The organism is Sphingomonas sp. Leaf412 (assembly GCF_001425405.1).
Lineage (GTDB): Bacteria > Pseudomonadota > Alphaproteobacteria > Sphingomonadales > Sphingomonadaceae > Sphingomonas.
On sequence record NZ_LMQP01000004.1, the window covers coordinates 291158 to 305229 of the forward strand.

Annotated in this window: 16 protein-coding genes; 10 read left to right on the forward strand and 6 right to left on the reverse strand. The window is 68.5% G+C overall.

The features are described 5' to 3' along the window. Nucleotides 1–88: 88 nt before the first annotated feature. The 4 genes from ASG29_RS15605 to ASG29_RS17795 all read right to left on the reverse strand — a co-directional run bounded on the left by ASG29_RS15605 (nucleotide 89) and on the right by ASG29_RS17795 (nucleotide 3092). A complete protein-coding gene (locus ASG29_RS15605; protein ID WP_055986397.1) occupies nucleotides 89–1015 on the reverse strand; it encodes a glycosyltransferase family 2 protein in 927 nt (308 codons plus the stop codon). Beyond that, a complete protein-coding gene (locus tag ASG29_RS15610; protein WP_235532961.1) occupies nucleotides 1012–1884 on the reverse strand; it encodes a glycosyltransferase family 2 protein in 873 nt (290 codons plus the stop codon). The genes ASG29_RS15605 and ASG29_RS15610 overlap by 4 nt, the downstream gene beginning before the upstream one ends. Further along, nucleotides 1877–2524 (reverse strand): CatB-related O-acetyltransferase, encoded by a 648-nt coding sequence (locus ASG29_RS17870; RefSeq protein WP_055986399.1) that lies wholly within the window; start codon nucleotides 2522–2524, stop codon nucleotides 1877–1879. The genes ASG29_RS15610 and ASG29_RS17870 overlap by 8 nt, the downstream gene beginning before the upstream one ends. 109 nt (nucleotides 2525–2633) lie before the next feature. After that, complete coding sequence (locus ASG29_RS17795) at nucleotides 2634–3092, reverse strand: acyltransferase (protein WP_055986401.1); 459 nt, start codon at nucleotides 3090–3092, stop codon at nucleotides 2634–2636. Nucleotides 3093–3158: 66 nt separating this feature from the next. Between ASG29_RS17795 and ASG29_RS15625 the strand changes: the two genes are divergently transcribed. From ASG29_RS15625 to ASG29_RS15635, 3 genes are all read left to right on the forward strand, one after another. Next, nucleotides 3159–3542: an acyltransferase gene (locus ASG29_RS15625; protein WP_055986404.1), complete on the forward strand. Its 384-nt coding sequence runs from the start codon at nucleotides 3159–3161 to the stop codon at nucleotides 3540–3542. Between the two features lies 1 nt (nucleotide 3543). Beyond that, nucleotides 3544–4998 (forward strand): oligosaccharide flippase family protein, encoded by a 1455-nt coding sequence (locus tag ASG29_RS15630; RefSeq protein ID WP_055986407.1) that lies wholly within the window; start codon nucleotides 3544–3546, stop codon nucleotides 4996–4998. A 110-nt stretch (nucleotides 4999–5108) separates the two neighbouring features. After that, nucleotides 5109–5759, forward strand: coding sequence for a hypothetical protein (locus tag ASG29_RS15635; RefSeq protein ID WP_055986411.1), 651 nt, complete (start codon nucleotides 5109–5111; stop codon nucleotides 5757–5759). A 91-nt stretch (nucleotides 5760–5850) separates the two neighbouring features. Here ASG29_RS15635 and ASG29_RS15640 read toward each other — a convergent pair whose 3' ends face one another. Further along, nucleotides 5851–6177, reverse strand: a complete 327-nt coding sequence (locus tag ASG29_RS15640) for a hypothetical protein (protein WP_082516203.1) — start codon at nucleotides 6175–6177, stop codon at nucleotides 5851–5853. A gap of 445 nt (nucleotides 6178–6622) precedes the next feature. On the opposite strand from ASG29_RS15640, the gene ASG29_RS15645 reads away from it, so the two are divergent. Both ASG29_RS15645 and ASG29_RS15650 read left to right on the forward strand, forming a co-directional pair. After that, on the forward strand, nucleotides 6623–8512 hold the full coding sequence (locus ASG29_RS15645) for a ribonucleoside-diphosphate reductase subunit alpha (RefSeq protein WP_055986413.1): 1890 nt from the start codon (nucleotides 6623–6625) through the stop codon (nucleotides 8510–8512). 118 nt (nucleotides 8513–8630) lie between these two features. Further along, nucleotides 8631–9023: an endonuclease domain-containing protein gene (locus tag ASG29_RS15650; protein WP_055986415.1), complete on the forward strand. Its 393-nt coding sequence runs from the start codon at nucleotides 8631–8633 to the stop codon at nucleotides 9021–9023. 77 nt (nucleotides 9024–9100) lie between these two features. Here ASG29_RS15650 and ASG29_RS15655 read toward each other — a convergent pair whose 3' ends face one another. Then, a complete protein-coding gene (locus tag ASG29_RS15655; RefSeq protein WP_055986419.1) occupies nucleotides 9101–9352 on the reverse strand; it encodes a DUF2171 domain-containing protein in 252 nt (83 codons plus the stop codon). 59 nt (nucleotides 9353–9411) lie between these two features. Between ASG29_RS15655 and ASG29_RS15660 the strand changes: the two genes are divergently transcribed. The 5 genes from ASG29_RS15660 to ASG29_RS15680 all read left to right on the forward strand — a co-directional run bounded on the left by ASG29_RS15660 (nucleotide 9412) and on the right by ASG29_RS15680 (nucleotide 14011). Next, nucleotides 9412–9624 (forward strand): hypothetical protein, encoded by a 213-nt coding sequence (locus ASG29_RS15660; RefSeq protein WP_235532962.1) that lies wholly within the window; start codon nucleotides 9412–9414, stop codon nucleotides 9622–9624. Between the two features lie 48 nt (nucleotides 9625–9672). Next, on the forward strand, nucleotides 9673–10734 hold the full coding sequence (locus ASG29_RS15665) for a ribonucleotide-diphosphate reductase subunit beta (protein WP_055986425.1): 1062 nt from the start codon (nucleotides 9673–9675) through the stop codon (nucleotides 10732–10734). A 993-nt stretch (nucleotides 10735–11727) separates the two neighbouring features. Continuing rightward, entirely contained in the window at nucleotides 11728–12324 is a 597-nt protein-coding gene (locus ASG29_RS17670) for a PEPxxWA-CTERM sorting domain-containing protein (RefSeq protein ID WP_055986428.1), read from the forward strand. Nucleotides 12325–12475: 151 nt separating this feature from the next. After that, nucleotides 12476–13108 (forward strand): hypothetical protein, encoded by a 633-nt coding sequence (locus ASG29_RS17675; protein WP_235532963.1) that lies wholly within the window; start codon nucleotides 12476–12478, stop codon nucleotides 13106–13108. Nucleotides 13109–13393: 285 nt separating this feature from the next. Next, nucleotides 13394–14011, forward strand: coding sequence for a hypothetical protein (locus tag ASG29_RS15680; protein ID WP_055986430.1), 618 nt, complete (start codon nucleotides 13394–13396; stop codon nucleotides 14009–14011). Nucleotides 14012–14072: the final 61 nt, after the last annotated feature.

A 14072-nucleotide genomic window follows, 5' to 3' on the forward strand; every position in this document is an offset into this window, starting at 1 on the left:
CGCTGTCTGTGCGCGGTTTTCTTTTACGGTCTGGCCTCTTGCATCCTGCATTCCAAACAACGTTAAGCGAACGCTTACGTCGTTTTCGTCATCCCTCCCGAATCCCCAGCCATGACGGCGGACCGCGCTCGTCGCGCAGGCCCGCGCGCCACCCGGAAACGCCGTCGCGGAACTGTCGCCAGCCGCGATGCCGCACCGCGCGCGCCGCCAGCGCCGCCAGCGCGCCCGCGGCCCGCAACGGAAAGGCACCCGCCCCGGTATCGCGCAGGATCAGCAGCTTGTTGCGCTGGTCCAGATAGACGGGGAGGCGCGGGCGCGCGGAAAAGGCGCCGCCGTCGCCGGTCGTCGTCCCCTGCTGGTGCGCGATCACCGCCTCGGGCGCCATGCCCAGCCGCAATCCGCGCGCCTTCGCCCGCAGGCACCATTCCACCTCTTCCCCGTACAGGAAGTAGTCGTCGCGCATCGCGCCCGCCGTGTGCAGGAAGCGCGGGGTGAACATCAGCGATGCACCCAGGATATAGTCGATCGTGTCCGCCGCGGGCGCATCGGCGGGGTCGAACGCCGCCCCGCTGCCGACCGACACCGCGCGCGCCACCGCTTCCTCCCAGCGGCCGCCATAGGCCTGCACCCGGCCGTCGGCGCGCAGCAGCGTGCCGCCGACGGCGTCGGCCGCGCCGCCCGCCAAGCACGCGACCAGCCGCTCCATCGCGTCGGGGGCGGGGCGCGCGTCGGGATTGAGGATCCACCACAGCGCCGCGTCCGGGCGCGCCGCGACGCACCGGTTGTTGCCCCCGGCGTAACCGGTGTTGCCCGCGTCGGGCAGGACGTCGACCGGCTGCCCGCCGGGCAGGACGCGCGGCAAGGCGGCGGCCACCGCCTCCCGCGCCGCGGCGCCGCCGTTCTCGCACACCACGACCTCGAATTCGCGATGCGTCGACGCCGCCAGCGCCTCAAGGCAGCCGGTCAGGTCCTCGGGGTTGCGGAATCCCACCACGCACACGACCACCCGCGTCATCGCTTCGCCCCCAGCAGGCGGCGCTGCGCGTCGACGAAGCGCCACCATCGCAACCGGACCAGCATGGCGAGGCCGCGGGCGCGTTCGCCCCGGTTGTCCAGCATCGGGGAGCGCATCACCCGCGGCGCATGCGCGACGATGGAGGGCAGCAGGCCCAGGCTGCGCCCCAGCCAGCGCAGCGCGCCGCCGGGCCGTTCACGCATCGTGGCATGGGCCTCGCGCTGGAGCCGGTCCCACTTGCGGCGCAATTCCTCCCAGTCCGCGCGTGCGGGATGGCTGACCGCAGCATCGGCGGCATAGGCGATGCGATAGCCCAGCGCGACCGCGCGGCGGCACCAGTCCAGGTCTTCCGCCACCTCGGTCCGGAATCCGCCGACCGCGACGAACACGTCGCGGCGCGTGAACAGGTTGGCGGTCACGCTGAACCCCAGTTTCTGGACGTAATGGCGGTTGTCGAACGCGAACACCTGCTCGAACGCCTCCGCCCCGCTGCGATTGCCCGGTGCGCGGACCGACACGTCGACGCGCCCGCCGATCAGGTCCGCCCCCTCCAGCGCGGCCAGCCCGTTCGCCAGCCAGGCGGGATCGGCGACGCAATCGCTGTCGATGAACGCCAGGAGCGGTTCGGTCGATGCCGCGACCCCGGCGTTGCGCGCCGGCCCCGCCCCGCGCTGCGCGCAGACGACCAGCGTCGCGCGCCCGGCGATGCGCGCGCGCACCGCCGCCTCCCCGCACGGCGACGCATTGTCCGCGACGACGATGTCGAACCGGTCGCGCGCCAGCGTCTGGCGTTCCAGCGACGCCAGGCACAGGTCCAGCCGGTCGAGATCGTCGTAATGCGGCACGACCACGATCGCGCGCTCAGCCATCGGTGCGTCCCTTCGCCGCGCGGGTGCGCGTCCATTCGGTCACCGCGGCGGCGGTGGGGTGATAGGCCAGGTCGGGCCGCGTCGCGACCAGGTCGCGCAACGCGGGCGCGTCCAGCGTCCACCACCGGCTGTCCTCCAGCGCGGCGATCAGGTCGTCGGGGAAGCGCCGGCGCAATTCCTTCGCCGGATTGCCCGCGACGATGGTGTAGGCGGGGACGTCGCGCGTCACGATCGCGCCCGCGCCGATCACCGCCCCGCGCCCGACCGACTTGCATCCGGGCAGCAGGATGGCGTTGTGCCCGATCCACACGTCGTCCCCGATCACCAGCGGCGCGCCGTGCAGCCCCTCCTGCGCCACCACGCCGAACTGGCGCTCGTACAGCGCGGGATGCGTCGTCATCGCCTCCAGCGGGTGGTTGGTGGGGGCGGAACGGACCGAATTGGCGATCGAGCACCAGCGCCCGACGCGGATCGGCCCGGGCATCCGCCACTGGTCGAAACAGCCGTAGGAATATCGGCCGACGTCGATATCGTGCCGGTCGCGGAAGATGCGGCGCAGCCGTTCGCTGGTCGCCTGCTGCGGCCGCAGCAGCGTCATCTCGATCCGTTCGCGCACCTTGCGCACGATCTTGCCGATCATCTGGTCCGCTTCCCCGACTGTCCGGCCTGCCGCACCGATTCGCCCCCGTCGGCCGCCGTCGTCGTGCGGCGGCCCCCGGTCGCGGGCCGCCCTACACGGGCGCGCCGCGTCAACGCCACATCTTCCGGCTGTTCTCGTCGGCATAGTCCAGCCGCCCGAACCGCCCCGTCTTCAGATTCTCGCGCAGCACCCTCGCCGGGCTGCCCCCGACCGCGCTGTACGGCGGCACGTCGCGCGTCACGATCGCGCCCGCGCCCACGATCGCGCCGTCGCCGACCGTCACGCCCGGCATCAGCACCGATCCGCCGCCGACGAAGCAATTGCGCCCCACCCTGACCGGCGCGGTCGTGCCGTCGGTCCGCCGCGTCAGGATCAGCGTCTTGAACGCGATCAGCGACCCCGGCCCCACCGTAATCAGCCCGCGCCGGGCGCACAGCATCCGGCTGGACAGCGAGATGCTGGCGTCGGGCGCGATCTCGATCCCGTGCGCGAACCGCAGCCACCGCCGCCGCGCCCCGGTGAGCGCGAGCCGCAACGGACGCAGGCTGTTCAGCGACTTGATACCCATGGCGATTCGATTGGCCCCCTCAACGACAACATTGCCTTAACGCGCGCCGCCTCATAATCGCGCCCCATGGCCGTACGTGCAACGCCCTCCCCGTCGCTGAAGCAGCGTTGGCAGCGCCTGGTGCAGACGCGCGTGTGGCGGATGGACATCCACCCCAGCGCGCGCATCGCCGCATCGGCGCTGATCGACCGCACCTGGCCGCGCGGGGTGCATATCGCCGCGGGCGTCGTGATCGACGAGGAGGCGGTGATGCTGACCCACGACCTGACGCGCGGCATGTACCTGGATACCCGCATCGGCGCGAACAGCGTCGTGGGCGCGCGCGCCATCATCCTGCCCGGGATCACGGTCGGCCGCGACTGCGTCGTCGCGCCCGGATCGGTCGTGAACCGCGACGTGCCCGACGGCACGCGCGTCGCGGGCAATCCCGCCCGCGTCGACGAGGGCTGACATGGCATCGCCCGCCGCCCGGCGCGGCATGATGGCGTTCACCGTCGGCAACGCGGTGGCGCAGGCCGCGGCGCTGCTGCGCTACATGCTGCTCGCGCGGCTGCTGGGGCCGACGCAGCTGGGGCTGGCGGCGACGCTGATCCTGACCGCGCAATTCTTCGAACAGATCACCGACGCCGGGCTCGACCGCTATCTGGTGCAATCGCGCGAGGGCAATCGCGGCGCGGTCGGCCGCGCGATCCATCTGGCGATCATCCTGCGCGGCCTGCTGATCGGCGGCGCGATCGCGCTCAGCGCGCCATTGATCGCCGGCTTCTTCGGCCATGCCGGCCTCGCCGACGGCCTGCGCCTGCTGGCGCTGGCCCCGGTAATCGGCGGGTTCGTCCACCTGGATTACCGCCGGGTGCAGCGGCACCACCATTTCGGCCCCGAAGGCGTGCTGACCGCGATCAGCGAGATCGCCAGCCTGATCGCGCTGATCGTCGCCGCGCTGGTCCTGCGCAGCTATGTCGCGATCGCGATCGCGCTGGTGACGCGCGCGGCGGCGCAGGTCGCGCTGTCGCACCGGCTGGCGCGGCGTCCCTACCGCCTGGGCCTGCCGGGCGCGCACGGCCGCGCGATGGCGGCGTTCGGCCTGCCGCTGGTGCTGAACGGCGTGCTGCTGTTCCTGGGCGGACAGGGCGACCGGCTCATCATCGGCAGCCGCCTGGGCCCCACCGACCTCGGCCATTATTCCGCGATCATCCTGCTGATATTCTACCCCGCCACGATCCTGAGCCGGCAGTTGCAGTCGCTCCACCTCCCCACCCTGGCCGCCGCCCGCAACGATGCGCAGGCGCAGGCGCGGGAGATCGCGTCGGTCGGGGGGCAGGCGGTGGTGATCGCGATCCTGATGGCGATCGGCTTCGCGCTGGTGGCCCCGCTGGCGGTGCCGCTGATCTACGGCAGCCGCTTCGCCGCGCCCGCGCTGCTGATCGCGATCGTCGGCATGTTGCAGGCCGCGCGCTTCGTGCGGCTGTGGCCGACGGTGGTGTCGCTGGCCGCGGGGCGCAGCGGAAACCTGCTGGTCAACAGCATCGTGCGCCTCGCCGCCTTCCCCATCGCGCTGCTGCTGGCACCATATTGGGGCCTGCCCGGTATCGTCGCGGGGTTCATCGCCGGGGAATTCGTGGCCTTCGCCGCGTCGATGCTGCTGCTCCACCGCGGGGGGCTGGGCCGCCCGGCGCAGGACTGGTCGCGGATCGCGCTGCTCGGCGTCTGCTTCGTGGCGGTGGCCGGGCTGGTGGCGGGGACGACGCAGGGGCGGACGGACTGGCTTGTCGCCGGGATCGTCGCGGCGACGGCGGCGGCGGCGTGGCTGGCGATGCGCGAACGCGCCGCGATCGCGTCGCTGCTCGACGTCGTGCGGCGACGGATGCCGGGGATCGCGCGCCGGATCGCGCCGCGCCGGTCCTGATCCTTTCGCGACGGGACGAATCGAGTCCTCGGCAGGCCGTGGGCCGTGCCGGTTACGCCCGACGGGGCCTGCGCCTATCGTCGCCGGATCGGCCGCCACGGGGAACGACCATGCAGAACACGTCCCACGCCGTCATGGCGCAGCGGATCGAACCGGCCGACAGCCCGGACGACTTCCCGACCCCGCCATGGGCGACCCGCGCGTTGCTGGACCATGTCGTGCGCGGCGATCTGTCGGCGCTGTCCTGCTGGGAACCGGCCTGCGGCGCGGGCCATATGGCGCGCGTGCTGGCGGAACGGTTCGGGGAGGTCCGCGCCAGCGACGCCCATGACTACGGCTACGGCATTGTGCGCGATTTCGTCGCCCGGCCGGTGGCGGTACGCCAGGTCGACTGGGTCATCACCAATCCGCCGTTCCGCCTGGCGGAGGAATTCGTTGTCCGCGCGCTCGACGCCGCGCGCGTCGGGGTCGCGATCCTGGCGCGGACGGTGTTCCTGGAAAGCACGGGGCGGTACAACGGCATCTTCCGCGACCGGCCGCCCGCGCGGTTCGCGCAATTCGTCGAACGCGTGCCGATGGTCCGTGGCCGGCTCGACGGGCGGGCCACCACCGCCACGGGCTATGCCTGGTTCGTGTGGGAACACGCCCATCGCGGCGCGCCGCAATTGATGTGGATCCCGCCCTGCCGCCGGGACCTGGAGCGGCCCGGCGACTATCCGCCGGAGGCGCAGCCCGCGGCCCGGCGCGCGCGGACCGGCTGACCGCGGGACGCCGCCGTCGCGGCGGCGCCCCCGTCCTGCCCCCCGTCTCCTGCCCCCCGTCTCCTGCCGTCCGCGTCCCGCCGCCCGCGCGTCAGCGTTCGTGCGCGTCGTATTCCGCCGCCGCATCCGTCAGCGTCGTCGCCGCGCTCTTGTCGTCGCCGCTCTTCAGCAGCGCCAGCGCGTCGCGTACCGCCGCGCGCAGGCGGCGCCCCTTCACGCCGGGGGGGCCCGACGGCGGCAGCACCGCGGCGGGGGCGGGCGCGAACGTCCCGAACTTGCCCTTCTTCGCCTCCGCCACGCGGCCCTGGTTGACCCCGAACCATGCCGCGATGTCATGGTTGCGATCGCCCCGCGCATCCATCCCCAGGACGATCCGCACCTGCTTCTTCGTCAACCTGATCCCGCTCGACTTCGCCATGTCCCGTCTCCTTCGCCGGGTGCGATGTAGCTGCGCGCGCGGGGGCCGGACTCAGGATCGGGTCCGAAACGGAGGCATCGCGCCAAACCGTTCATCCACCCCGAAATATTTTCGTTCCTGCAACGTTCCCTTGCATATCGCGGATGCGGCGGAAGTCCGTGCGTCGCGCCGCCGCGCGACGACGAGACGATGGCGGCGTGCGACGAACGGCAGGGTGGACGACCGGTTAACGGGGTTGCGACAACGGGGGGTTTGCCACAATCTGTTGTTACCGGTTCGGGGGCGAGCCCTACTAGTGGTATGACGCGCCGTCGGTCCGCCGACGACGACGCCGCCGCGCGGCAACCCCCGACGCGTCGATGGTCGCTTTTTGTTCTACTGGGTGTAGGATATTGAAAGCGTTCTCGATTCGGAACCGAACAGGAACGCTTCAGGAGCGGACGCGATGGATTTCAGGGATATGGGCAGCGAGACGATGACCACGGACACGATCGAGGCACCCGTCGCGGACCAGGCGACGACCACCCCCGGCGCCATCGCGCGCCCCTTCCCGGTGGAGGTCGACCACGGCCGCGACGCGCTGCTGACCGACTTCGGGAAGGAGACGCTGAAGGACCGCTATCTCCTGCCCGGCGAATCGATCCAGGACCTGTTCGTCCGCGTCGCGTCCGCCTACGCCGACGACGCCGCCCATGCGCAGCGCCTGTACGACTATATCTCGAAACTGTGGTTCATGCCCGCCACGCCCGTGCTGTCGAACGGCGGCACCGGCCGCGGCCTGCCGATCAGCTGCTACCTCAATTCCGTGCCCGACAGCCTGAACGGCATCGTCGACACGTGGAACGAGAATGTGTGGCTGGCGTCGCGCGGCGGCGGCATCGGCACCTATTGGGGCAACGTGCGCGGGATCGGGGAGCCGGTCGGCCTGAACGGCAAGACCAGCGGCATCATCCCCTTCGTCCGCGTCATGGATTCGCTGACCCTCGCGATCAGCCAGGGCTCGCTGCGCCGCGGATCGGCGGCGGTGTATCTCGACGTCAGCCATCCGGAGATCGAGGAGTTCCTCGAAATCCGCAAGCCGTCGGGCGATTTCAACCGCAAGGCGCTGAACCTGCACCACGGCGTCCTGATCCCCGACGCCTTCATGGAGGCGGTGCGCGACGGCGCCGAATGGACGCTGCGCAGCCCGAAGGACCAGTCGGAGCGCGGGAAGGTCGACGCGCGCGCCCTGTTCCAGAAGCTCGTGGAGACGCGGCTGGCGACGGGCGAGCCGTACATCGTCTTCGCCGACCACGTGAACCGGAACATGCCCAAGCATCACCGCGAGCTGGGGCTGAAGGTCTCGACCTCCAACCTGTGCAGCGAGATCACTTTGCCCACCGGCCGCGACCACCTGGGCAACGATCGCACCGCGGTCTGCTGCCTCTCCAGCCTGAACCTGGAGACGTGGGACGAGTGGAAGGACGAGAAGGGCTTCGTCGAGGACGTCATGCGCTTCCTCGACAACGTGTTGCAGGATTATATCGACCGGCACGAGCCGGGCATGGAACGCGCCGCCTATTCCGCCGCGCGCGAACGCTCGGTGGGCCTGGGCATCATGGGCTTCCATTCCTTCCTCCAGGCGCGCGGGATCCCGTTCGAGGGCGCGATGGCGAAATCGTGGAACCTGCGCATGTTCCGGCAGATCAGCACGCAGGCGAACGAGGCGTCGATGCTGCTGGCGCACGAGCGGGGCCCGTGCCCCGACGCCGCCGACATGGGCGCGATGGAGCGGTTCAGCTGCAAGATGGCGATCGCGCCGACCGCGTCGATCAGCATCATCTGCGGCGGCACCAGCGCGTGCATCGAACCGATCCCCGCCAACGTCTACACGCACAAGACGCTGTCGGGCAGCTTCTCGGTCAAGAACCCGTATCTGGAAAAGCTGCTGAACCAGAAGTCGAAGAACAGCGACGCGGTCTGGAACTCGATCCTGGAACAGGGCGGCTCGGTCCAGCACCTCGACTTCCTGACCGTGGAGGAGAAGGACTGCTACAAGACCAGCTTCGAGATCGACCAGCGCTGGCTCCTCGAACTCGCGGGCGACCGTGCGCCGTTCATCGACCAGGCGCAGTCGCTGAACCTGTTCATCCCCGCGGACGTGGAGAAATGGGACCTGCTGATGCTCCATTTCCGCGCGTGGGAACTGGGCATCAAGTCGCTCTACTACCTGCGCTCGAAAAGCGTCCAGCGCGCGGGCTTCGCGGGCGGGGTGGAGAACGACAACACGATCGAGAAGCCGAAATACGAATTCGGCGAGTCGACGGATTACGACGAATGCCTGGCGTGCCAGTGAGGTGAGGGAAGCCGGCGGTCCTTCTACCCCCTCTCCCCTTGTGGGAGAGGGAGGGGCCCGCCCGGCGAAGGGATCCCGTGAAAGTACCACTTTCACGGGGCCCGCGCCGGGTGGGAGGGTGAGGGGGAACGCCCTCGGCCTGACCAAGCGGCAGCTGCTTGCACCCGACACCGTCGTCCGCTCCCGCGCATTGCGAAGAGAGTCGGGCGAACCGGAGCGACGGATGTGGCGCGCTCTGCGACAGCAACTGGCTGGGGCGAAATTCCGTCGGCAGGTGCCGCTGGGCCGGTATCACGCCGATTTCTGCTCGCACGCCGCCAGACTGGTGATCGAAATCGACGGTGACGACCATGCCGCACGATCGCGGGACGACGCCGTCAGGACGCGTTTTATGCAAGACGAGGGATATCGCGTGCTCCGCTTCAGCAATGCCGACGTGATGCGGGACGTGGACAGCGTGATCGTCGCCATCGCCGCCGCGATCCGACATGAGAAAGGGGACCGTTCGTGACGAACGGCCCCCTCACCCTCCCACTGCCTGCGGCAGCGGGTCCCTCCCTCTCCCACGAGGGGAGAGGGACCGGAACGTCACTCCGCCTCTTCGAACAGGTCGACCGCATTCTGCGCCGTCGCGGACAGGCGGACCGTGTCGCCGTCCACGCTCGCCACCAGTCCTGCGGGCAGGTAATGGTGCTTCGCGCCCTGCCCGCTTTCGGTCGACGGGCTGTCGTTCTTCGTCAGCTTGATCCGCTCGCCGTCGATATGGTCGACCGTGCCGACATGCACGCCGTCCGCGCCGACGACGGTCATGTGCTCCTTGATGTTGCTGTGATCGTGCATGATGCTTCTCCTGTGCGGTTCGGCAACAAAACGACACGCCGCGCGATTGGATGCATGTCGTGCTGAGCACCCTCCCGCTTGCGTCCGCGATCATGTTCGCGGTCGCCGCCGTGGCGGCGGTGGGCGGCGCGTGGCTGCTGCTCGAACTGCGCCACCCGCAGGGGCCGGCGCGGATATACGTCTACCGCATGGTCGGCATCATGGCGCTGTCGCTGGGCATCGTCCTGGCGATGAGCGCGACGATGATGTGGCGATGGAGCCTGTCGCCCTGACCCCCCGCCCCGCCTTCTTATCCCTTTCCCCGTCCCCGGAGTGATCCCATGTCCCTTCTCGAAGCATCCAAGCAGTACAAGCCGTTCGAATATCCCTGGGCGTTCGAATTCTGGAAGCGCCAGCAGCAGCTGCACTGGCTGCCGGAGGAAGTGCCGCTGGGCGAGGATTGCCGCGACTGGGCGCAGAAGCTGTCCGACCACGAACGCAATTTGCTGACGCAGATCTTCCGCTTCTTCACGCAGGCGGACGTGGAGGTGCAGGATTGCTACCACGAGAAATACGGCCGCGTGTTCAAGCCGACCGAGATCAAGATGATGCTGACCGCGTTCAGCAACATGGAAACGGTGCATATCGCGGCGTACAGCCACCTGCTCGACACGATCGGCATGCCCGAAAGCGAATACGGCGCCTTCCTCGAATATGCCGAGATGAAGGAAAAGCATGATTACATGCAGAACTTCGGCGTCGACAACGATCAGGACATCGCGCGCACGCTCGCCATGTTCGGCGGCTTCACGGAAGGGGTGCAGCTGTTCGCCAGCTTCGCGATGCTGATGAACTTCCCGCGCTTCAACAAGATGAAGGGCATGGGCCAGATCGTCACCTGGTCGATCCGCGACGAGACGCTGCATTGCGAGGGCATCATCAAGATGTTCCACACCTTCTGCCAGGAACGCCAGTGCCTGACCAAGGCGGTGAAGGACGACATCGCCGACGTGTGCCAGACGACGATCCGGCTGGAGGACAATTTCATCGACCTCGCCTTCGAGATGGGCCCGGTCAACGGCATGACGCCGAAGGAGATCAAGAAGTACATCCGCTACATCGCCGACTGGCGGATGGGGCAATTGGGCCTGAAGCCGATCTACATGATCGACGAACATCCCCTGCCGTGGCTCGCGCCGATGCTGAACGGCGTCGAGCACGCCAATTTCTTCGAACAGCGCGCCACCGAATATTCGAAGGCCGCGACGAAGGGGCAGTGGAACGACGTGTGGGATTCGTTCGACAAGCGCCGGAAGGCGAAGGCCGGCCCGGCGCTGAACGAGGCGATGAACGACGGCGAGAGCGGCGACATGTTCGCGCGGGCGGGCGTCGCGGCGGAGTGACGCTTGCTTACGCAGTCTTGTTATCGACCGCCGTCGCGCCCCCGACGGCCGGTTCGGATATCAAGGGAATTTCCGCTCTCGCATCGATCGAAGCGATCGTACGGTGGGAATCCGCTCCGAGCCTTGCTCAACTGAGGGAGGCCTTGCCAGATGGTGTCACCGAGCGTGTGGCGGTTACCCTGTCATGCGCCATTGATTCATCTGGGAGCCTATACGATTGTAAAAGCATAGGAGAGCCAACTTCAAACGCGATCAAAAGCGCCGCTTTGAAACTGGCTCGCCTTTATCGCCTACCAAGCACAATAGCGCGCGCGGCAGTTATTCCTGCCCGCGTCAACTTCGTAATATCGTTCTTGGAAAACAGAAAGGGAGGTCCCTTACAAAAGGGTGACTGTCGAGAGCCAAGTTGCATTGCGGATCCGGTCATCAGAAATTAGATAGACGGATATGGATTTCGCAGATCCCCTCCGTGATATATCATCATTGGAGGATAAGGCCTCATGACTGGTCGCGTTCGTTCGAATAATGCCCGCGATGTAATGTAGGACAGCGATTTGTTTCCCCCGGTCCCCTGTCCTACACCGTCCAACATCATATAACTGCCCCCGCTCCCAATGAAGGAGCGAGCCCAGAAGCCCACCCGCCACGCCTCCGGCGAACGCGCCGCGAAGGCCGCCGCCGCGCTGGTCCGCGACGCCGCCGCGCCCGTGACCGACTTCGATCCCGTCCCGGTCCGTATCCGCAGGGACGGCCGGACCGCAGGCCGGCAGCGGACGTTCCTGACCGTCCTGTCCGGATCCGGCTTGATCTCGCTCGCCTGTCAGGTCGCCGATGCGCCCCCATGCGCCCCAGTGCGCCCCAGTGCGCGCCTGGCGGTGACGCGTGCAAGAAGTGCCACCCGGCCACTTTCTCGGATCCCAGTTACTTGTTAACCATATCATGTCCACGCGAGTCGCCGTGGACGGATCGGCAAGAAAAAGGGGAAGAGACAGCATGAAGAAATACGCTATCGCCGCGTTGATCCCGTCTGCCATTACGGTCGCCCAGCCCGCCTATGCGGCCAAGTGGAACCTGGAGTTCGAAGGACAATATTGGGCCTACGATAATGCCGAGGGTTTTGAACTGGTTAAGACCAGCGCGGTCCTGACGACGGAGGACGAACTCAGTTCCGACTGGTCCAATACGGGTTATCGCATCCTTGACATCACCGGCACCCGCAATGGCGTGAAGATCGTCGACATGGATCGGAACAGCAGCTTCATGTTCGACGGCCCGCTGAACTGGCCCAACTATCCGTATCTGGACACCGATCCTTTCCGCTTCCTCGGCGATTTCGGTTTCAGCTTCAAGACCGCCGATAATATCTGGTACAATCTCAACAGCTTCGGCGACTTCGACGGCAACAACGGGTCCGAGCGGCAGCGTGATCCGAAGGATCCGGCGGGCCTGTTCATCGTGCAGATCGGCACGCTGGACATCACGCGGGTCGCGGGCGTTCCCGAACCGGCGACCTGGGCGATGATGATCCTGGGCTTCGGCCTCGTCGGCGCGGCGCTGCGCCGCCGCAACGGCGCGCTCGCCACCGCCTGATCGGCGCGAAGGGGACCGGCCGCCGCGATCCCGGCGGCGGCCGGTCGTCCTCGCGACGGCGCCGATCGGGGGCAACCTTCCCCCTTTCCTACATCGTCCAACAACCCGCACGCTGCGCGCTTCCATCCCTTCCATCCCGGAGCGCGCAGCCATGAAGCATCCCCGCCATCTCGACGACGAACCCACCGGCCGGTGGGTCGACAACGGCGGCCACATGGAATGGCGCGCGGATCCCGCCCCGCCGCCGCAGGCCGCCGACACCTTTTCCGAGGCACGCCACATCGTCGAATTGCGCCGCCGCCACGACGGCTGGACCGCGTTGCGCCAGCGCACCTTCCTCGCCACGCTCGCCAATTCGGGCTCGGTCGCCACGGCGGCGGAGGCGGCGGACATCACGCCGCGCTCCGCCTATCGGCTGCGCAACCACCCGAAGGGCGCGGCCTTCCGCACCGCATGGGACGCCGCCTTGCTGACCGCGTCGCACCGGCTGCTCGCGGTCGCGTTCGAACGCGCGATCACCGGCACGCCCCGCACGGTGTGGCGCGACGGCCGCATCGCGTCGGAGGTGCAGGTGCCGTCGGACGCGATGCTGATGTACCTGCTGCGCCACCTCACGCCCGCGCTGTTCGCGGAACATGCGGACGTCGCCGCGCGCACCGCCGCGATCGATGCGCGCGCGGGCGCCTATCCCGCCGCGATGGCCGCGCTGACCGATACCGACGTGGAGGCCGATATCCTCGACGTCGACGATTATCGCCCGCATCTTCCCGACGAACGCGCCTGATCGCGACCGCGACCACCCGGCCGACCCCGCGACCTTTCGTGACCTTCCGCGCCGCAACCGTGGCGGCATCGTGGCGGCGGCGGCCGTCCGTGGCCGCAATGCGGCGATGCCGTTCACCTGCGCGACAGGAACCGTGGCACTTGGGCAACAATCGCGGATTTCCGCGCTTTTCGACGCGATCGCCGCGCAACCTCCGCCGGGGTTCGGGGTTCAGCCCCCATCGGCAAGGGCAGGGTCGCAACACACCGCCCACCGATCGCCGAGAGAACCAAGAGGAATATCCCCATGCGTACGCTTACCCTGGCGGCCGTCGCCGCTGCCGTCGTCCTGTCCGCCCCCGCCGCGGCGCAGGACATGGCCGCCGATCAGACCACCGATCAGTCCATGCCCGCCACCGCACCCGACGGCACGAAGGCGTTCGGGATCGAACCCTATGTCGCGATCCGCGGCGGCTGGGAGCAGTTCGACAGCGAGCCCAACGATGCCGGCATCCCGCAGGTGAACCGCCGCAACAAGCTGAACGGCTCGCTGGTCGAGGGCATCGCGGGCGTGAACGTGCCGCTGGGCGCCTTCTTCATCGGTGCCGAGGGCAACGTGGCCAAGGGCGTGTCGGGCGACATCGACTGGCAGTATGGCGCGGCGGGCCGCGCAGGCATCCGTGCGGGCGAGAGCGGCCTGTTCTACGGCAAGGTCGGCTACCAGTGGGTGAATTTCGACAAGCGCGTCGATCGCAGCCGCGACTATAACGACGTGACCTACGGCGTCGGTTTCGAGGTCGGCCCGAAGGACATCGGTCTGGGCGGCATCACGGGCAATTCGGGCCTGCGCCTGCGCGGCGAAGTGCAGAGCATGGGCTGGGTGAACAGCTTCCGCCCGACGCTGGGCGTGGTCGCCCACTTCTGACCTGACCCGAACGGACCGCCCTCACCCTTCCCACCCGGCTGCGCCGGGCGGGCCCCTTCCC

Coding starts and splice junctions, on each gene's coding strand:
- ASG29_RS15605 (WP_055986397.1), bottom strand. CDS start 1,015: ATGACGCGGGTGGTCGTGTGCGTGGTGGGATTCCGCAACCCCGAGGAC.
- ASG29_RS15610 (WP_235532961.1), bottom strand. CDS start 1,884: ATGGCTGAGCGCGCGATCGTGGTCGTGCCGCATTACGACGATCTCGAC.
- ASG29_RS17870 (WP_055986399.1), bottom strand. CDS start 2,524: ATGATCGGCAAGATCGTGCGCAAGGTGCGCGAACGGATCGAGATGACG.
- ASG29_RS17795 (WP_055986401.1), bottom strand. CDS start 3,092: ATGGGTATCAAGTCGCTGAACAGCCTGCGTCCGTTGCGGCTCGCGCTC.
- ASG29_RS15625 (WP_055986404.1), top strand. CDS start 3,159: ATGGCCGTACGTGCAACGCCCTCCCCGTCGCTGAAGCAGCGTTGGCAG.
- ASG29_RS15630 (WP_055986407.1), top strand. CDS start 3,544: ATGGCATCGCCCGCCGCCCGGCGCGGCATGATGGCGTTCACCGTCGGC.
- ASG29_RS15635 (WP_055986411.1), top strand. CDS start 5,109: ATGCAGAACACGTCCCACGCCGTCATGGCGCAGCGGATCGAACCGGCC.
- ASG29_RS15640 (WP_082516203.1), bottom strand. CDS start 6,177: ATGGCGAAGTCGAGCGGGATCAGGTTGACGAAGAAGCAGGTGCGGATC.
- ASG29_RS15645 (WP_055986413.1), top strand. CDS start 6,623: ATGGATTTCAGGGATATGGGCAGCGAGACGATGACCACGGACACGATC.
- ASG29_RS15655 (WP_055986419.1), bottom strand. CDS start 9,352: ATGCACGATCACAGCAACATCAAGGAGCACATGACCGTCGTCGGCGCG.
- ASG29_RS15665 (WP_055986425.1), top strand. CDS start 9,673: ATGTCCCTTCTCGAAGCATCCAAGCAGTACAAGCCGTTCGAATATCCC.
- ASG29_RS17670 (WP_055986428.1), top strand. CDS start 11,728: ATGAAGAAATACGCTATCGCCGCGTTGATCCCGTCTGCCATTACGGTC.
- ASG29_RS17675 (WP_235532963.1), top strand. CDS start 12,476: ATGAAGCATCCCCGCCATCTCGACGACGAACCCACCGGCCGGTGGGTC.
- ASG29_RS15680 (WP_055986430.1), top strand. CDS start 13,394: ATGCGTACGCTTACCCTGGCGGCCGTCGCCGCTGCCGTCGTCCTGTCC.